We start from the raw sequence: 19,251 nt of genomic DNA, 5'->3' as shown, positions 1-19,251 counted from the left end.
TTAATGCGTGCTACTTTTTGAAAATAAATTGATTACTAAAACACCAACTATAATTAATAGCATACCAATAATTGCAGGTAAATCGAGTTTTTGGTTATAAATAAAAATTGCAGCCACTGAAACTAATACAATCCCTAAACCAGACCAGATAGCATAGGCTATCCCTAGCGGCATCACTTTCACTACCTGCGATAACCCCCAGAAAGAAACACCATAGCCAATAATGACAATTAAAGATGGCCAAAAACGGCTAAAACCATCGGAGGCTTTTAACGTGGTAGTTGCAATCACCTCGGCAATAATAGACATCAAGAGAAAACTCAGACCTTTCATTAGTGATCCTGATTGTTGTATTAAAAGATAAAATATAGCAATAAAACAGAAAAAAGCTCTGCATGCTTTAAAAGCGCTACAGAGCTTATTTAACAATCTATTTAGTTAGCATATTAATGTTACGTGACTGGGGCCAGCTTATCACTCAATGTTTGGCTATAACGTCTGAATAAATAGAGACACAAAATAAATGCTATTACGCCAATAACCGCGCCCACGTAACCAATTCGCGTCATCCCCATATGCACAATCACTTGGTTACCTAGCAACGCCCCGCCACCGATCCCAATATTAAAGATACCCGAGAAGATAGCCATTGCTAAGTCCGTTGCATCCGGTGCCAAATCAATCACTTTCACCTGCATACCTAAACTAATGCACATCATCGCAATTCCCCAGAACACAGACAAGGTGATCAATGACCAGGCATTGCCTCCCATAGGCAATAGCAACAACAGGCATAGCGTCATTAAAGCTATCGCTGATGGCAAGAATATTAATGATAGTTTTGTACTATAGCGGCTAAAAATAACGCTACCAATAATACCTGCCGCGCCAAAAATCAGCAGCAATACGGTGGCAAAGTTTTGGCTTTGATGTGCTACATCACGAACAAAGGGCTCAATATAGCTATAGGCAGCAAAGTGTGCTGTCACCACTAACACCGTCAGTGCGAACATCCCAACTAGCGCAGGGCGTTTAAATAACACAGGGAGACTTTTCAATGAACCTGAATGTTCACTTGGTAAGCGAGGTAAAAAACGGATCAGTGCAATCATTGTGAATAGCGCCACGACACCAATACACAAGAAAGTCACTCGCCAGCCTAAAAACTGCCCAATAACGCGACCAATTGGCAGCCCTAAAACAGTGGCTAATGCAGTCCCCGTTGCTAACAGGCCTAGCGCTTGAGCCTTCTTACCTGCGGGTGCAACACGAATAGCCAAAGAAGCCGTAATCGACCAGAAGACCGCATGAGACAGCGCAACACCCACACGCCCAATAATCAGCACGTCAAAGTTCCACGCAAAGCCCGTAACAATATGACTAATAATAAAAATAACAAACAAGAAGCCCAGTAACTTACGACGTTCTATTTTACTGGTTAATAACATTAATGGTAATGACATCAACGCCACCACCCACGCATATATGGTGATCATCAACCCTGTATGCGCTACCGTCATGTCAAAACTGGCCGCAATATCACTTAATAATGCAACAGGGACGAACTCTGTTGTATTAAAAACGAATGCAGCAACCGCTAGCGCTAAAACGCGGATCCAAGCGGTTTTTCTTGATACTTGTGTCATTATTTATCTTGCCTTCAGTTTTCCATAAGCGAATGACACAAATCAGTTACCGACTTATGACGATGGCATATGGGAAATATATGTTTAGAACCAGACTGAAACGATTAAGCGGTGTTTTATTGTTCTATACGCCGTATTTTTGTGAATTGTATCACAACTATTTGGCTATTTTAAAGCTCGCTCTTGATATTGATAATCAACATCAAGCACTAAAGCCCAATATCAAACCTCTCTAAAAAAATATCACGACAAAAATCTTGCCAACGTTTCCAAAGAATTAATCAAATACATCATAATTTGCATGCTTTATATTCGATTACATGCATCTTATTTATCTGAAAGCACATATTATTTTTTCTATGCTACAATCCATAAAATTACTTTTTATCTTAAAGGATCGATTTAATGAAAACCCATTTTCCTACTGAGCCTGATGTCCACGCACTTGCCGATGAAGTAACATGCTTAAAAAATTTGGTCACCCATATGCTTAAAGCAATTGGCCAAGCTGATGCAGGTAAGATTTTGATCAAAATGCAACGTGAAGTTGCTCAAATGGAAGACGAAAAACAAGCAGAAACTTATACAAGCATCTTAGAACAAATTAAAACAGGCTATCGCCAATAGATTATTTAGCGATAAATGCTATTTAAAGCACAAAAGTATTCAAGAATGGATTAACTGCACAAATAACTAAGTTTTTGTTATCAAAATCATCTATCTTTATTTACGAATTAAACCATTCTTTATTCATTTAGCTCCCCCTTCAAAACCCTATGAAGGGGGCTTTTTTTTGCCTTTAATTATTGCCCTGCTTGCGTATACAAGTCATTACAATAATTAGCATACTCATCTAATGTTGTGTTCTTCGTTTGCTTATCCCAACTTTTTTGCTCTTCAAAAGCCCAAACGCGAAACACTTGTCCTAAATTTGCACCTGACATCCCAACTTCTTTGTATATCCGATGATAAAACCCTTGATCTGATTGGTAAATTTCAAATTTTATGGGGACAAGCCGTGCAGGGTTAGGCGCAGTTTGAAATGAATTACCGAAAAGTATTGTTCTAACAAGAATGTCCATCATTGCTCCCATATAAAATTAAACACATGCTAAATTATCCATAGTTAGAATTAATATAGCTTATTATGGAAGATATTAATGGCTCGCTATCAAATAAATAGGTATTTTTACGTGATAAAAATAAATGACGAGTCAGTTTTAGCTGATTTTCTAAAAATTTATATTCTCGTTTTAATTAGCGGGTATGCAATACAGCTCAGTTTCCCAATCCTCATATGGCGGGTCAATAACATATGAATGGTCGTCATACCAACGAATATAGTCTGTTGCGCGTTTTTGCGCGTGCTTGAAGTTAGTGACATCCCCATTTTCATCAAGTTCTAGGGTATTGATTAAGATGGCATACACTTGCTCAACTAAACTGGGGTTGTCAGCGCATAGTTCGACATAATCAACATCACTTAACATGTAGTGGCTACCACTAGTCATAAAATACGCGAAAGTTCTCAGTGCACCACTGACACTCGATGAAAGTCTCATTGCTATCCCTATAATTATTCCATAAAAAAAGCCACTTCAAATGAAGTGGCTTTCTGTACTATTTCAAATATTCGCCTGAGCGAAGTGCTTCAATTCGTTTGTCTAACGGCGGGTGAGACAGGAATAACTCACTGAATGCTTTACCACGTCCGTTAATACAAAATGCCATCAAACGCCCTTCCTCTTGCGGCTCATAACTGGTTTTCAGTCTTTGCAGTGCCGCGATCATTTTTTCGCGCCCAACTAATTTTGCAGAGCCTGCATCAGCATGGAATTCACGATAGCGAGAGAACCACATGGTAATAATGCTCGCTAAAATACCGAATACAATTTCCAGCACCATAGAAACTGCAAAATAAACCATTGGGTTACCGTTGCTACTTTCACTTTCGTTATCATTGTTTGACATAAAGCCTGCCGCTAATTGGGCAATGATACGAGAAATAAAGATAACAAAGGTATTCACAACACCTTGCAGTAACGTCATTGTCACCATATCACCATTAGCGATATGACTGATTTCATGAGCAATAACCGCTTCAGCTTCATCGCGGCTCATATTTTCAAGTAACCCGGTGCTCACTGCAACTAGAGATGCATCACGACGAGCCCCTGTTGCAAAAGCATTAATATCAGGCGCATGGTAAATCGCCACTTGAGGCATTTGAATGCCCACTTGCTGCGCTTGGCGCTGAACCGTCGTCATTAGCCACTGTTCAGTTTGGTTACGTGGGTTTTCAATAACTTCACCACCCACCGATTTCAGTGCCATCCATTTAGACATCAGCAATGAAATAAAAGCACCGCCGAAACCAAACAAGCCCGCCATAATCAGCAAGCCTTGAACGCTACTTCCGCGAATACCGGTTAAACTCAAAATTATTCCAAACACAAACATTACTGCTAAGTTCGTGAGCAAGAATAAAGCAATTCTCATCATTTTTTTGCATTCCTTGGTAAAAACTAAGATCACGTAGAATTTACTTTATAAATAAGGTTTTTTCACACTATTTCAAGTCAATTAACACGAAAACAGTAAAAAATAACATAACTTTACACTGTGAGACTAAAAAAGAGGGAAACGTCCCATTACCGCTCTTTTCATTGAAAGTCCAAATTTTAAATATTTGTTTTAAAAGGGTCAATTCATAACCATTTCAATTTAAACTTATTTTTAGTTGAATCGAGAAAGCTAATTTTTGAAGGGTATGATTCTTAATAATGTATTTATCAGCTCTTTTGATCACTTTCTTAGCCTGATAAGCAATAGTTAGGATTTCGTTTACAAAAAATAATGCCACACAGCGGTGGCATTATCATCACAATATAATAGGAAAATAGCGAAAAAACACGTGCCTTAATTAGTTTTCTCTTTAGCGACTTTTGCCGCTTTTTCTTTTGTTGCTTTAGCTGATTCTTTATCAGCTGCTTTGGTGGCTTTTTCTTTAGCGGCTTTAGACGGTTCTTTGTCTGTTGCCTTAGTCGCTTTTTCTTTTACTGCTTTTTCTTTATCTGCTGCTTTGCTTGCCTTTTCTTTTGTTTCTTTCACTGCATCTTTTTTATCTGCGGCTTTTGAAACTTTTTCTTTTGTCTCTTTCACGACATCTTTATCCGCCGCTTTAGACGCTTTTTCTTTTACTGCTTTTGCAGATTCTTTATCCGCTGCTTTGGACGCTTTTTCCTTTGTTTCCTTCACAACATCTTTATCTGCGGCTTTGGAGGCTTTCTCTTTGACTGTTTTTGCGCTATCTGACGCTTTTGTCGCTTTTTCACTCACAGTTTTGCTTGCTTTGTCCCCTGTCGATTTAATTGAATCAGATACAGAAGGTTTGCTGGATTGTTTCGCCACTCCCGCACCAATTACAGCACCAGCTGCGCCCGCTTTGCTGTTTATATCGTTTTTTAATTCAATGGTACACACTTGCTCTGAACGGCTGGTCGAACCATCGTTACAAATAAATTTGCCATCTTCACAGCGGTCTATCCCACCTTTACTGCCCGAGCACGGGTAATTTCTTGCACTCGCGCTGTTGACCGCAGAAACCATCATGACACTAACAGCTATTAATCCTAAAAGTAATTTACGCATGGTATTGCCTCATGTTTAAGGGAGCTACACCAAAAGTTTAGGATAAATTAAGCAAAGGTAAAGAAAATCCATAATTAGGATATTACGTTAATTTCAATAATATTTTTGTTCTGACGTAAAACGCGTAAAAAAGTATAAGATAGAATTTTTAGTGCAAAAAAAAGCCAGCTTTCGCTGGCTTTACATGAATTTAGAACTACTGGTTACCTGATAGCATTTTGGTGCTTTGTTTTGACAAATCAACCGCCATCTTCACAGTTTCATCCAAGTATGGGTCTGGTGCTTCGTAATCCTTTGGTAAATCATCCAACTTCTTGAGGAGTGGTTTACCTTCTTTTGCATTACGTTCATTTATTCGTTTTAGTTTCGTCGCTTCGATTTCATCATCTTCTTTCTTACGCTCTGCATAATTTAATGAAATCAGATTTTTACTTTCTTTACTCACTTTATAGCGCGCGATATCTTCATCGATATAATTGAATTCACGATCCTGACTGATTCTATCGAGGTGTTTAGTTTTAATGGCTGACAAATCAGGTGAAATATCACCAACTTTGCTGTAATTCGCAGCAGGAATGCTATCCCACGGCAACGCATTATCTTCAAAGCTTTCACCTGTTTCAGCAGGATCTTGCCCCGTTGGCATCACCACATCAGGGGTTACCCCTTCACGCTGCGTACTGCCACCGTTCACACGATAAAACTTCTGAATGGTATACTGCACAGAACCTAATGATGGCCATTCTGGTTTCAGCATTTGATCATAAACACGACTTAAACTGCGGTGTTGTTGAACAGTGCCTTTACCAAAGGTTGGTTCGCCCACAATTAAAGCACGACCATAATCTTGCATTGCAGCGGCAAAGATTTCAGACGCAGATGCACTGAAACGATCCACTAAAACGACCAATGGCCCTTTATAGTAAATCACATCATCATCATCGACATCTTGGCGTACTTGACCATTGTTATCACGAACTTGAACAATTGGCCCTTTTGGAATAAACAAGCCTGATAATGAAACAGCTTCTGTGAGTGCCCCACCACCATTGCCACGAAGGTCAATGATTAACGCCGAAACATTGTCTTTCGCCATGTTCTGCAGTTGAGTTTTCACGTCATTGGTTAGACCCACGTAAAAACCAGGGATATCCAGCACAGCAACCTTGTCTTTACCTTGTTGTTTAATCGTCAGTTTTACTGCACGATCTTCCAGTCGGATCTGCTCCCGAACTATGGTAACGATATGTGGCTTCGCCCCTTTAGTATCAGAAACGACTTCCAAACGAACTTGGCTACCTTTTGGCCCTTTGATCAACGCAACAACATCATCCAGACGCCAACCTACAACATCAACAATCGGTTTGCCCGTTTGACCAACACCGATAATTTTATCACCGACTTTCAACTCTTTGCTCTTAGCCGCTGGGCCGCCAGCAACCAGTGAGTTGATCACCGTATTTTCGTCATCTTGCTGTAAAACAGCACCAATCCCTTCTAATGAAAGGCTCATTTCAGAATTAAACTGTTCTGTATTACGAGGAGAAAGATAACTAGTGTGCGGATCGATTTCACGGGCAAATGAGTTCACAATCAACTGAAAAACATCTTCACTTTGCGCTTGGGTTAAGCGACGTAGCGCAAAATTATAGCGCTTAGTGAGCTTCTCTTTGATTTCTTTGTCATCTTTGCCTGAAAGCTTTAAGTTTAACCAATCATAACGCACTTTTTGATCCCAAAGATGGTCAAGCTCTTGCTTGTCTTTCGGCCAAGGCGATTTTGAACGGTCAACTTCAATCGAATCCGTCGCATTTAAATCAATCGGTTGTTCTAAACGCGCTAATGCATATTTAAAACGTTCGAAACGTCTTTCCTGAGACAGGTTATACAGGTCATAAAACGTATCTAATTTGCCATCTTCAAGCCATTGACCTACTTTTCCTTTATCTTTGGCATATTGGTCAACATCGGATTGAAGTAAAACATTATGACCGAAATCTAACATGTTAAGATAACGGTCAAATATTTTCCCAGAAAACGCTTTGTCTAAATCAAATTGGCGGTAATGTGAACGCGTAAACCGTGAGGTCACCCTTTCACTGACTGTGCCGTGCTGTGCGCTCTGTTTTAAGACAGGTAACTGAGCAGCAGTGACCGGAGCCACCGCTTGAGTATTAGCGATTGCACTGCCGAAAGTCGCCAGACTAACGACAAATGCAACTTTAAGAAGTTTGTTCATGACCTGATTGACCTCCGTATCAGAACTTTAAATGTTCCGCGCGTACAATCATTGCCAGTCCAGTTGGCAATTGAACCCTAACACCGTCTTTCGCAATTTCCAACACAGAGGCGTCCATCAAGCTGCTACCGACTTTCACTTTCAAAGTTTGACCTATTGTAAGTGCATTGATATCAGTGACTGATTTCAGATTTTGCTCAGGTGCTGGGTTGTTACGACGTGGAGTTTTCGCTGATGTATTTTGCGGGCGTTCTTTATTGTCTGATGGGCGACGACGTGGTGCTTTGTCTTTAGCAGCATCTGGGTTACGAGCAGGTTTGTCACCCACTTTTTTCGCTGCTGGGCGTTTTTGCGTTTTTTGTTCGGCACGTTGTGCTTGAACTCGCGCTTTCGCCTCAGTTAATTGCTGACGAGCATGAGCAATGTGCTCAGCATCTAGCTCACCGCAATCTTCGCCATTTAGGTCAACGCGTTTTGCGCCTTCTTTAACACCGTAAAGGTAGCGCCAGCTTGAAGTATACATGCGTAACGCAGAACGCAATTGCGTTTTGCTAATACCATCTTCGTCTGTCAAACACCCTACGATATCTTGAAAAATTCCGACTTTTAACGGACGTGCTTCGCCTTCAGCGATAAAACAGCGTGGAAAACGCTCTGCTAGAAATGCGATAACTTCTTTACTACTATTCAACTTAGGTTGATTTTCCATGAAATTTCCTGATAACAACGATTTTGCCAACCTCACGGGCATGAACAAGCCGACATTATAATCGTGTTGCTGACAATTGCCACGTTACTATTAATTTTACAGCCCAATATTTAGTAATATTTTGGCATAGAACACATTGCCAGATGTTGACACAACTGGTTTACAAGGTGTTGTAACCCTTTTTCATCTTCTTGGTCGAATTGGCTAATATTTGGGCTGTCGACATCTAAAACCCCGATATTTTGACCATTTACCACTAGCGGAAAGACAATTTCAGCATTACTAGCAGCGTCACAAGCGATATGACCAGGAAAAGCATGAACATCTTCAACACGCTGAACTTGGTTTTCACTAAATGCTGTACCGCAGACCCCTTTACCGAATGGAATTCGAACACATGCAACTTTTCCTTGGAATGGACCTAAAACAAGTTCTTGCCCATTGCTCAAGTAAAAGCCAACCCAGTTCACTCCATCTAAACGTTCATATAATAACGCACTGGTATTTGCCAAGGTTGCAATTAAATCATATTCTCCCGCCAATAATGCAGAGAGATTATCTGAAAGTTCGAGATAATACTTCTTTTTATCCATAATTATTTCTAGTAATAATCAAGTAATTAAAATACACATATGTAAGAGTAATGCTAAGGTTACCAAGTTGTCACTTTGAGGTAAATTTTTTTACACTAGATTACATCTAGGCAAAACCCTAAAATGAGCAAATATGAATCACATTAATCATACTGACTTGATTTTGCAACGTTGTAGTCACTGCAATCAAAAAATTTATACGCCGCCATTTAGCCCGCGGCAGGTGATTATTTGCCCACGGTGTACCTCTCAACTCAATGATGGTCGCTCATGGTCATTAAGCCGACTGTCTATTCTTGCCATCACGCTGCTAATGCTTGCACCCATTGCATTTTGGCAGCCACTGATATCGATTCACCTATTAGGCAGCCAAATCAATGCCAACGTTATAGATGGTATTCGATTAATTAATCAGCAAGGTGACCCCATAACTGCCAGTATAGTGGCTTTTTGTGCAATTGCCGCCCCTTTACTGCTGCCTATATTAATTTTGTCGTTACTGATTGGCCAAAAAATCGGGTTAAACCTTAGGCCTATTTTATTGGTTTTAAGCCATATTAAAGAATGGGTTATGCTCGATGTTTACCTAATTGCACTGGGTATCGCCGCTATTAAAATGCAAGATTATGCCAGTGTATTTATCGGCCATGGCTTGGTTGCATTTATCACAATGTCTGTTTTGAGTCTGTTGATCCTCATCCACATGAACCTTGATGTGCTATGGAAAACCTTTTATCCCATCGAAGAAAAAGGTTCGCAAGCAGATGCAATTACCTGCACAGCCTGCCATTATACTGCCCCGCCAAATAAACACGGTAAATGCCAGCGTTGCCATCGCCCAGTGCAATATCGGGATCCTTATAGCTTACAAAAAACGTGGGCCGCACTGATTGCTGCCATGGTATTGCTGTTTCCTGCTAACCTAATGCCCATTTCTACTTTTTATTTAAATGGGCAACGGCTAGAGGACACAATCTACTCGGGGGTCGTTACCCTAATAGATTCGGGTAACTGGCCAATTGCACTTATTGTTTTTATTGCCAGTATTTTAGTCCCGTTTATTAAAATTATTATCATGATTTTGTTGCTATTTTCGATTCATCTTAATAGCAAAACTGACCCAGTCTTACGCATGAAACTACTGAAGTTTGTTTCATGGATTGGCCGTTGGTCAATGTTAGATTTGTTTGTTATCGCATTAATGATGACACTCGTTAACCGGGAACAACTAATGTCCTTTACCATGGGGCCTGCCGCGCTTTATTTTGGCACCGCCGTGATTCTAACGATTTTAGCCGTTGAATGGTTAGACAGCCGTTTAATTTGGGATTCTTATGGAAAAACAAAACCCACAAAATGAACCTTCTGATGATGTTGTAGAAGCCATACAACGCCGACGTGCGCGTATTTCGCCTTTTTGGTTGCTCCCCTTAGTTGCTATCTTTATTGCAGGGTGGTTGTTATTCCAGCATTGGGTCGAGCGTGGCACAGATATTACCATTGAATTTACTTCAGCCCCCGGTGTGGTGGCGAATCGTACCCCTATTCGTTACCAAGGTGTTGAAGTGGGTTTAGTTCAATCGGTAGCAATCAGTAAAGATATGAAAAATATCATCGTCACTGCCAGTATCAACAAAGATATGCGCTCAGCATTGAATTCAGGAACTAAGTTTTGGCTGGTTACACCCAAAGCCTCACTTGCTGGTGTTTCGGGATTAGATGCGCTTGTCGGCGGGAACTATATTGGCATGTTGCCAAGCACGGGTTCTGAACAGTTTTCTTTTGTCGCACAAGACACACCTCCGCAGCAAAATATTGACCAAGGAGAGCTGCTCATACACCTTGCTGCCTCTGATTTAGGTTCATTAAATGAAAACTCGCCTATTTATTATCGCAAAGTCCCCGTTGGTCATATTTCAGGCTATACCGTTTTACCTGATGACCGAGGCGTATCCATCTCCGCTATCGTACAAAAACGCTATGCAAATTTAGTTCGCAAAGACAGTCAGTTCTGGAATGTTTCTGGTTTACAAGGCAGCTTCGACCTAAGGTCTGGCGCAAATATCAAAATGGAAAGCCTTTCTGCGGTGATTAATGGTGCGGTTGCATTTGACTCCCCAGAAAACAGCCCACAGGCTGAAGAAGGTCAATCGTTTGTTTTGCAAAGTAGTGCCGATATGGCTAATGAAGCAAAGCAAAATGCTGAATCACCACTGAATTTAACCTTATGGGCTCATGACACTTTTGGTGTCAATCAAGGGCAGCCCATTGTTTATCGAGGTATTCAAATTGGCGAAGTGTTACAGCGTCACTTGAATGCCGATAAAGTTGACTTCAATATTGCGATTTATGATGAATATCGCCATTTAGTCCGTGCAGATAGCAAGTTTGTGGCGAATAGCCGCGTTGATGTTCAATTAGGGTTAAATGGCCTTCAGTTTCAAGGAGCGACACCACAGGAGTGGCTTGATGGCGGGGTTCATTTAATTGCAGGTAGTAGTCAAGAAAAACTCCCTGTAACATTCCCACTCTATCGCAGTGACGAAAATGCCAAAGCGGGTATTATTGGTGTTTCACCACCAACAACAATTACACTCAACGCAGCAACACTACCCGACATCCAAACAGGCTCAGTGGTGCTTTATCGTCAATTTTCTGTTGGAAAAATTATTGCCATTAAGCCGACAAAATCGGGATTTGCCATTGATGTCAATATTTCCAGCGAATACCGTCATCTCCTCACAGATAACAGCGTTTTCTGGGCCGAAGGCGGTGCAAAAGTAGAACTCAACAGCAATGGCTTAACCGTTCAGGCTGCCCCGCTCAGCCGAGCAATTAGTGGTGCAATTAGCTTTGATAACTTTGATAGTTCCACGGTCAACAAAGCTCGTCAGCATACATTGTATCCCAACGAAACCGCTGCAAAAGCCATAGGCAGCGTTGTCACATTAACCACTTTTGATGCTTCTAAGCTTTCTGAGGGGATGCCAATTCGTTATTTAGGTATTAATATCGGCCAGATTGAATCCTTAAAGCTCTCTGCGGATAAACGGGAAGTGCAGGCCAAAGCAATCCTCTATCCTGATTACGTAAACACATTTACCAAATTAGGTAGCCGTTTTGCCGTTGTCACACCTGAATTATCCCCTGCTGGCTTAAACAATTTAGATAGCTTGCTCCAACCTTACATTAGTGCCGAACCTGGCCGCAGTAATAAAAACCGTTACCAATTTGAATTGCAAGCCGCCAATATTACTGATTCGCGTTATTTAGATGGGCTGACAGTTTACCTTGATGCGACTGATGCGGGCGCTATCCAAGTAGGAACACCACTTTTATTTAGAGGATTAGAAGTTGGTGTAGTGACAGGCTTATATTTGGGAGAGCTTTCCGATCGCGTTTATGTTGCTACCCGTATTGGTAAAGAATACCAATATTTGGTGCGTGATAATACCCAATTTTGGTTATCTTCTGGCTTCAATCTTTCCTTTGGTTTAACGGGTGGTGTTGTAAAAAGTGGGACATTTAAGCAATTCATTCGAGGTGGTATTGTGTTCGCAACCCCGCCAACAGTGCCATTAGCCCCTAACGCTAAGCCTGAACAGCACTTCATTCTGAAATTAGAGCCGCCTAGCGATTATTTGGAATGGGGAACGGCCATTCCCAAAAAATAACCTCTACAAAGGTGCTTGTTAACATGACAATGCACCTTTTTCTTTTTATTCATTAAAATTTATTTTGGAAATAGATTCCATTTATACTATGCTTAATTTCGTTGGACTGAATTTGCACAGCTAAAATCAATCAATGAGGTGTAATTATGTGTATAGTTAAATTGAAAATATCTTCCTATGAAATCAATGATGCCGTTATGGAGACCCATAAAAGCGATACAGTAAGTATCCCCTGTGATTCTGATACCGATTTTTGTATGCAGTTAGACGGTTGGGATGAACACACGAGTATCCCTGCAACAATTGATGAAAAACCTGTGTTGTTATATCGCCACCGTTATGACAAAGAAAATCATCATTGGGTTATGAAAGTTGCTTAGTCTTTTATTCAGTAATCAAGTGGTCGATACAAAGATGATTGGCTTATTATTGATGGGTCAATATGTGCGAAAGCAAAATGATAGGCAAAAAAAGAGGCCTGGTAGATTCCGATTACCGGGCCTTGGGAAATGGCTCTGGCAGAGCCGTGCGCTAAAATTGCCATTGAGACGTAACAAAGTACACCTTAATACTAGCTTTCAATGCACGTTCTTACCACATTAATTATCAATTATTTTACATATTATTAACACAATTTATTGTTTAATTTTCTAATATTGAACTATTTGTTCAATAGGTTGTACCTATGTAAGCAATCAATAAAACCTTTCAATCAATTATCTATTTGATATATAACACCCTTTTAAATAATCGATGTTTTTTCCTTTTCTCTTTTTTGCAATGATAAAACCGCTATAAAAAGGCCTACTTAGTGTCACATAATTTCGCAGCAGCTTCTTTCAAAGGCAAAACACGTTCTTCAACACTTTTTGTGGTCTCAATCGGTTTCAGTAATACATCGATTGGTTGGCCTTTAATTTCTTTATTATTCATTTGGGTTGCTGCGATATCATTTAATGGATACTGCATTAACGTCGCTGGGTTGATCACCACCAGCGCCCCATTACTGCGACACTCTAACATCACCTCTTCACGTGTAAATGGCCAATCATCACCAAATTGTTTTTTACTAACGGATGTTAAAGGGGCTGCAACAGCCGCGCTAATTGTTCCGCCAACCAATAATAAGCAAATAATGAGTTTAGATTTCATTGAAATGACCTTGTTAAACGAATGCGATAATAGTTCGCTATTATCAAATAAATAGAATGGTTTTGCTACACAGGTTGATACGTGGCAAAAATGGCTACCGCTAAAATTGCCATTGTTCCAAGCAATAATTCGACCCAACTATTGATGATAAGATAATTGACTTGCCCTTTTTGCTTGATCCTTGGCACGATATAATAGCGATTAATTGATGCCAGCATCATCATTCCCATGACCAATACAATCTTAAACCAAAGCAGCGATTGATATTCTGAACCGGAATAGGCCATCGGCCATTGTGGTAAGATGCTTATTGCGCTAATAACACCAGTGATGACCACCAAAACGACTGCAACGTGCCCATAACGCGAGAACCGCTTCATTGTCTTAATAATTTGCGCATCCATTCCTGCGACAAGTTCACGTTTATTACGTAAAAACTGTATACAGATTAAAAATGGCCACAAACCCCCAAACCAATAGGCTGAACTAATAAGATGAACAAATTGATTAAAGCGATGAAGCGCACCAACAAGGCCATCTTGCATCGCTGCATGGCCGATGAGTGCGTGTAACCCAAGAAGAATAATAGATAGAATTAAAATAAGGTACAGGCGGATCTTGATAGATTTAACAAACAAAACCACCAATAAAATCACCGAGAATAGTAGCTCCCAGCGCCAAATTTGGCCAAATGATGTCCCGAGTACACCCTGCCAAATATCCCAATCCGTCGCGTCCTCCCAGCCATCCCCCATTAAACCCGCTTGTGCTAACATCCAGCCCAAAACGGTCACAATGGTCACAACAGCACAGAAGTTAATACCTTTATTTAAATAACGACTAATCAAATAGCTAAATTGCCCACAACTGAGCAACGCCGCAAATATTGACATTCCACACATCAATATTGCAGCGATAAAATGAATAAAACGAATTAAGGTATAAAACGCTTCAAGTGACATATTATTTCACTGTAAAGCTATAGGTCCCTTTGGTTTTATGACCATCAACTGAAACAACACTCCAGTTAACATCGTATTTGCCTGACGTCAGTTTATCTTCAACAGGCACAATCACTTTAGTATCATTGTTAGGGTCTAATGTGGCTTTCCCTGTTTTGATAATATTTTTTTCAGGGCCAATAATAGACACCTTCGTAAAGTTAACTTCGATGCCTTCAGAGAAATTTAGCGTGATTGACTCAGGTGTTTGCTCAACCGCAGCGCCTTCCGCTGGAAGTTGGTCTTTTAAATGAGCATGGGCAAAAGCTTGTTGGAAAGACATTCCTAAGAATAGAACGGCAATCGCACTTAATTTGCGCCATGAAGATTTAATATGGGTAATTGGCATAGTAACCTCTTAATTTGCAGGTGAATTTAGAATATTTGCCAATCATTATACGGAAAAAAATGGTTTGTGCCGCTTAAAAACGGGATTTAAGGACTCATCCTGTGAGTATTCACACAAAATGAAAAGAAAAAGGCTTATGAACATTGAAATTAACCACTTTTGTCCATAAGCCTATTAGGGTCTTTATACATCAAATAGATAGATTACGTTTGAGTAATAACCTATTCACAGCACAAAATTAGATGTGTGCAGCAGATGACAGATTTTTTAAATCTTTGTCTAGTAAGAATAGCGCTTTACCAGACTCACCCACCATATCCAGTTTATCCAACACAGATTTAAATAATTTCTCTTCTTCGTGCTGTTCTGCAACGTACCATTGTAGGAAATTGAACGTTGAGTAATCTTGTGTTGTCATCGCTAAGTGCGCTAATTTGTTAATTTCACGCGTAATCAGTTGCTCGTGTTCATACGTTTGATTAAAAACATCGGAAATAGATTTAAAATCAACAGGTGGTGCCGCAATTTGACCTAATAGTGGCAATGCACCTGTGTCGCTAAGGTAATCAAACAAACGCTGCATATGTTCCATTTCTTCTTGAGAATGTGCTTTTAAAAAAGCAGCGGCGCCTTCGTAGCCTTTATCGCTACACCACGCACTCATTTGCAAATAAAGATTTGCAGAGTAAAACTCAAGATTTAATTGTTCGTTTAATTTTTTGACCATATCAGTAGTTAACATATTTTTTACCTTAATGTTTAAATATTCCTGAGGCTATTATGCACAGTATTACAATAATTAAAACCCCAAAACATTCTGAAAACAAAAAAATCCAATTTACTGATTATTAATAACTTTTGTTAAAAACAACAATAATCAATCTCATTATCTTTCACTGTTTTTAAAGTTATTAATTAAATATAAATCTATATTATTTTGATTATATTTTCACGTTCTTTTCGATAAAGAATTGAGACTTCTTCTCATTTAATCGCTACAATATTCCTAAGCCCCATTATGTGATAGAGAATTAAAATGAGCCACAATCTTGCTTTATTACCCAAAGATGAAATGGATAAGGTTAACGTTGACTTATTGGCATCTGGCGTTGCATTCAAAGAACGCTATAACATCGCCATCCTTGCTGACGCTGTTGAGCGGGAGCAACCCGAGCATTTGAGGGAGTATTTTAGAGAACGGCTAGTTTATTACCGTCAGTTATCACAAAATTTCTCACGGTTACCGTACGAACCTAGAAATCGTTAAGAAAAAAGAGGGGATAACCCTCTTTTCAATTTTTCAATACAAACAGTTGAATACTGTCGAATTATTTAGACGTGTTATACGTTACAGTATTGTTTTGGCAATCCACTGAAACAGAATAATGCAGGTCAGATTTTGACCCTCTAACCACTAACGGAATGGTATAGCCTGTATCTGTCTTCGTGACTTCACTATCGTTAACCCAAGCAACGGCTTTTTTACCGAGTGCGGCTTTTTCTTCAGCCCAGCGTGGTAAACGATTGTTCATAAAATCACTTTTAACCTGAGCCGCAATTTGCGGTTCAGTTAGTGCACCACAGCTCACAAACGGTGCAGCCTTACCTTCTTCCTTGTTAACACTTAACGCAAATGAACTAAAAACAAGAGCACACGTTCCCAGAGCAATAGCAATCTTTTTATTCGCTTCCATACTCTCCTCCGATACCTAATTGTTAGGTAAAGATTTTTGATTAGTTTTGCTGCTCATTTAAGCCTATAGAAGGTGTTAAATTTGCGCGTTATCTGTAAGTTTTTTTCTAACGACATTGATAAACAGAATGACTTAACTAATATTAATCTATCAGATTCATGTATGAATGTTAATAGTATGTTTACATATTATTAATTTTCATCATCAAAACGGACATGAATTTGCTCTTTGCCCTGATGTTTCTCGCGAATTTCTTGTGCAACAAGTGCAATTGCTTCTCCACTACTCATGCCGTCAGCCATTAATTGGTGAATTTTCTCTACTGCTTCTTGCTGTTCTTCATGATTAAGTGCGGGTATTCCTGATAACATGGTTTAAACCTCATTCATAAAAGACTAAAATCAATAATTAAGATTTTAACATCTCTGCGATTATTAAGATAAGAGTATCTGTTAGTCTGGCCAGAATCATTTGCGAAGAAATAAATTTATCACCATGACGATTAATAAAATTCAGTTACCATACAGCCCAACAGCGGCAATCGATTATTTTACGCCTCTCGCTCATCAACCTTGGGCGATGCTATTGCATTCAGGCAATGCGAAACACTCACATAACCGGTTTGATATTATTGTTGCTGACCCTATTACAACACTCATAACCTATCAGTCGCAAACAACAATTACAGAACAAAATCAAGAAGCTATTATTTCTGAAGCATCACCATTCACCCTGCTTCAAGCGCAGCTTGATAAGCACCATGCGAATCAAATATTGGATAACACCCTACCATTTAATGGTGGAGCATTAGGTATTTGGAGCTACGACCTTGGCCGCCGTATTGAAAAAATCCCAGAAATCGCGAAAACTGAATTAACATTTCCCGATATGGCTGTGGGTATTTATTTATGGGCGCTAATTGTTGATCACCAAGATAAAACAGTGACATTAATTAGCCATGAAGATGCCGAAGCACGCCTGACTTGGTTGCAAAGTCAAAAAGCATCACGCAAAAATAAATTTAAGCTCAATACGCCATGGCAATCCAATATGACTGAAGGTGAATATCAGCAAAATATTGCGCGTATTCATGAATATTTGCGTAGTGGTGACTGTTATCAAATTAATTTAGCACAGCGCTTTAAAGCTAAATATAAAGGAGATGAATGGAATGCGTTTCTGGCATTACTTGAAACAAATGGTGCCCCATTCTCTTCCTTTATACGTCTACCCGAAAATACCGTGATTAGTATTTCCCCTGAACGCTTTATTTTATTACAAGACGGCGATATCCAAACCCGTCCAATTAAGGGTACACTTCCACGTTTAGAAGATGAACAAGAGGATTTAGAACAAGCGCAAAAGCTGGCTAATTCGCCTAAAGATCGTGCTGAAAACCTGATGATAGTTGATCTATTACGTAATGATATTGGCCGCGTTGCCAAACCGGGAACCGTTAAAGTACCTGAATTGTTTGTAGTTGAACCATTCCCTGCCGTTCACCACTTGGTTAGCACTATCACAGCTAGATTAGACAGCCCTTACCAAGCCACCGATTTATTGCAAGCGTGCTTCCCTGGTGGGTCCATTACAGGGGCGCCCAAAATTCGTGCGATGGCGATCATCGAAGAGCTAGAACCTCATCGTCGACATGGATATTGTGGTGCAATAGGCTATATTAGTTTCTGTGGCAATATGGACACCAATATTTCTATCCGAACTTTACTGACCTATAAAAAGCAAATTTACTGCTGGGCAGGCGGTGGCATTGTGGCAGATAGCCAAGCGGATAAAGAATACCAAGAAACTTTCGACAAATTGAGCCTTATTTTACCTTTATTAGGAGCGTTAAATTCGGATGACCGAGCTGAATAACTTTATCAACCGTTTTCAGTTTACTTTACCGGCAACCCGTCAGGCACAGCGCCAGACGGGGAAATCGGCTGCGGTTTTATTACCGATTATTAATAAACCTAACCCAACGCTGCTGCTAACCCAGCGCTCCCCATTTTTACGCTCCCATGCTGGGCAAGTGGCCTTTCCGGGTGGAGCAAAAGACCCCGAAGATGGCTCATTAATTCACACTGCGCTGCGTGAAACTTTTGAAGAAGTCGCCATCCCACCTGAAAAAGTGAAGGTGCTGGGCCAGCTTGCTCCACTGCAAAGTTATGGGGGTTATGAAGTCACTCCTGTTGTTGGTTTGCTGCCTGCCAATATTCAATATCAGGCAAATCCAAGCGAAGTCGCCTCAATTTTTGAAGTTCCACTCTTTGACGCATTGTCATTGCGGCAACACAAATATGTGGATATCAAACGTTCAGGCCGTGAAAATCGAATTTTTTTCTATTGGTATAATGGTCATCTCGTTTGGGGGTTGACAGCTTCTATTCTTCACCAATTAGCATTACAATTAGATTAGCCCTGACAACACAAATCACTATGCAAAATCGATTTTTCAAATGAAAATATTCCGCTAACTTTTATCTGCTTCCCAATCATTCCTAATTTTATTAATACGGCTGTATAAATTTAAAGCAAAATAC

22 protein-coding genes are annotated in these 19,251 nt (G+C 40.0%); 7 read left to right on the top strand and 15 right to left on the bottom strand.

Annotated elements, in window-relative coordinates; translation table 11 throughout:
- The gene (locus J6836_RS06055; protein WP_219247692.1) at positions 1 to 333 is read right to left on the bottom strand and encodes a DMT family transporter; all 333 of its coding nucleotides are present in this window, start codon (positions 331 to 333) and stop codon (positions 1 to 3) included.
- A gap of 119 nt (positions 334 to 452) precedes the next feature.
- Complete coding sequence (locus J6836_RS06050) at positions 453 to 1,646, bottom strand: sugar transporter (protein WP_219247690.1); 1,194 nt, start codon at positions 1,644 to 1,646, stop codon at positions 453 to 455.
- A 405-nt stretch (positions 1,647 to 2,051) separates the two neighbouring features.
- On the opposite strand from J6836_RS06050, the gene J6836_RS06045 reads away from it, so the two are divergent.
- Positions 2,052 to 2,273 (top strand): DUF2594 family protein, encoded by a 222-nt coding sequence (locus J6836_RS06045; protein WP_219247689.1) that lies wholly within the window; start codon positions 2,052 to 2,054, stop codon positions 2,271 to 2,273.
- A 176-nt stretch (positions 2,274 to 2,449) separates the two neighbouring features.
- On the opposite strand, the gene J6836_RS06040 is transcribed toward J6836_RS06045, so the two are convergent.
- From J6836_RS06040 to J6836_RS06010, 7 genes are all read right to left on the bottom strand, one after another.
- Positions 2,450 to 2,731 (bottom strand): hypothetical protein, encoded by a 282-nt coding sequence (locus J6836_RS06040; protein WP_255586336.1) that lies wholly within the window; start codon positions 2,729 to 2,731, stop codon positions 2,450 to 2,452.
- 168 nt (positions 2,732 to 2,899) lie between these two features.
- Positions 2,900 to 3,208: a DUF7677 family protein gene (locus J6836_RS06035; RefSeq protein ID WP_219247687.1), complete on the bottom strand. Its 309-nt coding sequence runs from the start codon at positions 3,206 to 3,208 to the stop codon at positions 2,900 to 2,902.
- A gap of 58 nt (positions 3,209 to 3,266) precedes the next feature.
- A complete protein-coding gene (gene htpX / locus J6836_RS06030; protein ID WP_206086163.1) occupies positions 3,267 to 4,148 on the bottom strand; it encodes a protease HtpX in 882 nt (293 codons plus the stop codon).
- A 417-nt stretch (positions 4,149 to 4,565) separates the two neighbouring features.
- Complete coding sequence (locus J6836_RS06025) at positions 4,566 to 5,297, bottom strand: cell envelope biogenesis protein TolA (protein WP_219247685.1); 732 nt, start codon at positions 5,295 to 5,297, stop codon at positions 4,566 to 4,568.
- A 196-nt stretch (positions 5,298 to 5,493) separates the two neighbouring features.
- On the bottom strand, positions 5,494 to 7,536 hold the full coding sequence (prc, locus tag J6836_RS06020; protein WP_219247683.1) for a carboxy terminal-processing peptidase: 2,043 nt from the start codon (positions 7,534 to 7,536) through the stop codon (positions 5,494 to 5,496).
- A gap of 19 nt (positions 7,537 to 7,555) precedes the next feature.
- Complete coding sequence (proQ, locus tag J6836_RS06015; protein WP_219247681.1) at positions 7,556 to 8,245, bottom strand: RNA chaperone ProQ; 690 nt, start codon at positions 8,243 to 8,245, stop codon at positions 7,556 to 7,558.
- Between the two features lie 110 nt (positions 8,246 to 8,355).
- Positions 8,356 to 8,838, bottom strand: coding sequence for a GAF domain-containing protein (locus J6836_RS06010; protein WP_219247678.1), 483 nt, complete (start codon positions 8,836 to 8,838; stop codon positions 8,356 to 8,358).
- Between the two features lie 133 nt (positions 8,839 to 8,971).
- Between J6836_RS06010 and yebS the strand changes: the two genes are divergently transcribed.
- The 3 genes from yebS to J6836_RS05995 all read left to right on the top strand — a co-directional run bounded on the left by yebS (position 8,972) and on the right by J6836_RS05995 (position 12,892).
- On the top strand, positions 8,972 to 10,198 hold the full coding sequence (yebS, locus tag J6836_RS06005; protein WP_219247677.1) for a membrane integrity lipid transport subunit YebS: 1,227 nt from the start codon (positions 8,972 to 8,974) through the stop codon (positions 10,196 to 10,198).
- The gene (locus J6836_RS06000) at positions 10,173 to 12,512 is read left to right on the top strand and encodes a PqiB family protein (protein ID WP_219247675.1); all 2,340 of its coding nucleotides are present in this window, start codon (positions 10,173 to 10,175) and stop codon (positions 12,510 to 12,512) included. The genes yebS and J6836_RS06000 overlap by 26 nt, the downstream gene beginning before the upstream one ends.
- A gap of 146 nt (positions 12,513 to 12,658) precedes the next feature.
- Complete coding sequence (locus tag J6836_RS05995) at positions 12,659 to 12,892, top strand: DUF1480 family protein (RefSeq protein WP_206086170.1); 234 nt, start codon at positions 12,659 to 12,661, stop codon at positions 12,890 to 12,892.
- Between the two features lie 424 nt (positions 12,893 to 13,316).
- Here the strand turns inward: J6836_RS05995 and J6836_RS05990 are convergent, their stop codons facing one another.
- The 4 genes from J6836_RS05990 to ftnA all read right to left on the bottom strand — a co-directional run bounded on the left by J6836_RS05990 (position 13,317) and on the right by ftnA (position 15,756).
- Positions 13,317 to 13,664, bottom strand: a complete 348-nt coding sequence (locus tag J6836_RS05990) for a DUF2511 domain-containing protein (protein ID WP_219247673.1) — start codon at positions 13,662 to 13,664, stop codon at positions 13,317 to 13,319.
- Between the two features lie 65 nt (positions 13,665 to 13,729).
- Positions 13,730 to 14,626, bottom strand: a complete 897-nt coding sequence (gene copD / locus J6836_RS05985; protein ID WP_219247670.1) for a copper homeostasis membrane protein CopD — start codon at positions 14,624 to 14,626, stop codon at positions 13,730 to 13,732.
- 1 nt (position 14,627) lies between these two features.
- On the bottom strand, positions 14,628 to 15,014 hold the full coding sequence (yobA, locus tag J6836_RS05980) for a CopC domain-containing protein YobA (RefSeq protein WP_219247669.1): 387 nt from the start codon (positions 15,012 to 15,014) through the stop codon (positions 14,628 to 14,630).
- Positions 15,015 to 15,252: 238 nt separating this feature from the next.
- On the bottom strand, positions 15,253 to 15,756 hold the full coding sequence (ftnA, locus tag J6836_RS05975; RefSeq protein ID WP_219247667.1) for a non-heme ferritin: 504 nt from the start codon (positions 15,754 to 15,756) through the stop codon (positions 15,253 to 15,255).
- Positions 15,757 to 16,050: 294 nt separating this feature from the next.
- On the opposite strand from ftnA, the gene J6836_RS05970 reads away from it, so the two are divergent.
- Positions 16,051 to 16,281, top strand: coding sequence for a DNA polymerase III subunit theta (locus tag J6836_RS05970; RefSeq protein ID WP_206086175.1), 231 nt, complete (start codon positions 16,051 to 16,053; stop codon positions 16,279 to 16,281).
- A gap of 61 nt (positions 16,282 to 16,342) precedes the next feature.
- Here J6836_RS05970 and yebF read toward each other — a convergent pair whose 3' ends face one another.
- Positions 16,343 to 16,708, bottom strand: a complete 366-nt coding sequence (gene yebF, locus J6836_RS05965; protein WP_219247665.1) for a protein YebF — start codon at positions 16,706 to 16,708, stop codon at positions 16,343 to 16,345.
- Positions 16,709 to 16,899: 191 nt separating this feature from the next.
- Positions 16,900 to 17,079 (bottom strand): YoaH family protein, encoded by a 180-nt coding sequence (locus J6836_RS05960; protein WP_219247663.1) that lies wholly within the window; start codon positions 17,077 to 17,079, stop codon positions 16,900 to 16,902.
- A 124-nt stretch (positions 17,080 to 17,203) separates the two neighbouring features.
- Here J6836_RS05960 and pabB point away from each other — a divergent pair, with 124 nt between their 5' ends.
- Both pabB and J6836_RS05950 read left to right on the top strand, forming a co-directional pair.
- A complete protein-coding gene (gene pabB, locus J6836_RS05955; RefSeq protein ID WP_219247661.1) occupies positions 17,204 to 18,583 on the top strand; it encodes an aminodeoxychorismate synthase component 1 in 1,380 nt (459 codons plus the stop codon).
- A complete protein-coding gene (locus J6836_RS05950; protein WP_219247659.1) occupies positions 18,567 to 19,127 on the top strand; it encodes a CoA pyrophosphatase in 561 nt (186 codons plus the stop codon). The genes pabB and J6836_RS05950 overlap by 17 nt, the downstream gene beginning before the upstream one ends.
- Positions 19,128 to 19,251: the final 124 nt, after the last annotated feature.

It is taken from the genome of Providencia sp. R33 (assembly GCF_019343475.1).
Taxonomy (GTDB): domain Bacteria; phylum Pseudomonadota; class Gammaproteobacteria; order Enterobacterales; family Enterobacteriaceae; genus Providencia.
The sequence above is the reverse complement of the archived record's forward strand: the minus strand, read 5'-3'. Positions and strand labels throughout refer to the sequence as shown.

Excerpts from the sequence above, each read along its gene's own strand:
- J6836_RS05990 (WP_219247673.1), bottom strand. The coding sequence starts at position 13,664 with ATGAAATCTAAACTCATTATTTGCTTATTATTGGTTGGCGGAACAATT.
- copD (WP_219247670.1), bottom strand. The coding sequence starts at position 14,626 with ATGTCACTTGAAGCGTTTTATACCTTAATTCGTTTTATTCATTTTATC.
- J6836_RS06050 (WP_219247690.1), bottom strand. The coding sequence starts at position 1,646 with ATGACACAAGTATCAAGAAAAACCGCTTGGATCCGCGTTTTAGCGCTA.
- prc (WP_219247683.1), bottom strand. The coding sequence starts at position 7,536 with ATGAACAAACTTCTTAAAGTTGCATTTGTCGTTAGTCTGGCGACTTTC.
- yobA (WP_219247669.1), bottom strand. The coding sequence starts at position 15,014 with ATGCCAATTACCCATATTAAATCTTCATGGCGCAAATTAAGTGCGATT.
- proQ (WP_219247681.1), bottom strand. The coding sequence starts at position 8,245 with ATGGAAAATCAACCTAAGTTGAATAGTAGTAAAGAAGTTATCGCATTT.
- J6836_RS06045 (WP_219247689.1), top strand. The coding sequence starts at position 2,052 with ATGAAAACCCATTTTCCTACTGAGCCTGATGTCCACGCACTTGCCGAT.
- J6836_RS06025 (WP_219247685.1), bottom strand. The coding sequence starts at position 5,297 with ATGCGTAAATTACTTTTAGGATTAATAGCTGTTAGTGTCATGATGGTT.
- J6836_RS05960 (WP_219247663.1), bottom strand. The coding sequence starts at position 17,079 with ATGTTATCAGGAATACCCGCACTTAATCATGAAGAACAGCAAGAAGCA.
- J6836_RS05995 (WP_206086170.1), top strand. The coding sequence starts at position 12,659 with ATGTGTATAGTTAAATTGAAAATATCTTCCTATGAAATCAATGATGCC.
- htpX (WP_206086163.1), bottom strand. The coding sequence starts at position 4,148 with ATGATGAGAATTGCTTTATTCTTGCTCACGAACTTAGCAGTAATGTTT.
- yebS (WP_219247677.1), top strand. The coding sequence starts at position 8,972 with ATGAATCACATTAATCATACTGACTTGATTTTGCAACGTTGTAGTCAC.
- J6836_RS05970 (WP_206086175.1), top strand. The coding sequence starts at position 16,051 with ATGAGCCACAATCTTGCTTTATTACCCAAAGATGAAATGGATAAGGTT.
- pabB (WP_219247661.1), top strand. The coding sequence starts at position 17,204 with ATGACGATTAATAAAATTCAGTTACCATACAGCCCAACAGCGGCAATC.
- J6836_RS06010 (WP_219247678.1), bottom strand. The coding sequence starts at position 8,838 with ATGGATAAAAAGAAGTATTATCTCGAACTTTCAGATAATCTCTCTGCA.
- J6836_RS06055 (WP_219247692.1), bottom strand. The coding sequence starts at position 333 with ATGAAAGGTCTGAGTTTTCTCTTGATGTCTATTATTGCCGAGGTGATT.
- J6836_RS06000 (WP_219247675.1), top strand. The coding sequence starts at position 10,173 with ATGGAAAAACAAAACCCACAAAATGAACCTTCTGATGATGTTGTAGAA.
- J6836_RS06035 (WP_219247687.1), bottom strand. The coding sequence starts at position 3,208 with ATGAGACTTTCATCGAGTGTCAGTGGTGCACTGAGAACTTTCGCGTAT.
- J6836_RS05950 (WP_219247659.1), top strand. The coding sequence starts at position 18,567 with ATGACCGAGCTGAATAACTTTATCAACCGTTTTCAGTTTACTTTACCG.
- yebF (WP_219247665.1), bottom strand. The coding sequence starts at position 16,708 with ATGGAAGCGAATAAAAAGATTGCTATTGCTCTGGGAACGTGTGCTCTT.
- J6836_RS06040 (WP_255586336.1), bottom strand. The coding sequence starts at position 2,731 with ATGATGGACATTCTTGTTAGAACAATACTTTTCGGTAATTCATTTCAA.
- ftnA (WP_219247667.1), bottom strand. The coding sequence starts at position 15,756 with ATGTTAACTACTGATATGGTCAAAAAATTAAACGAACAATTAAATCTT.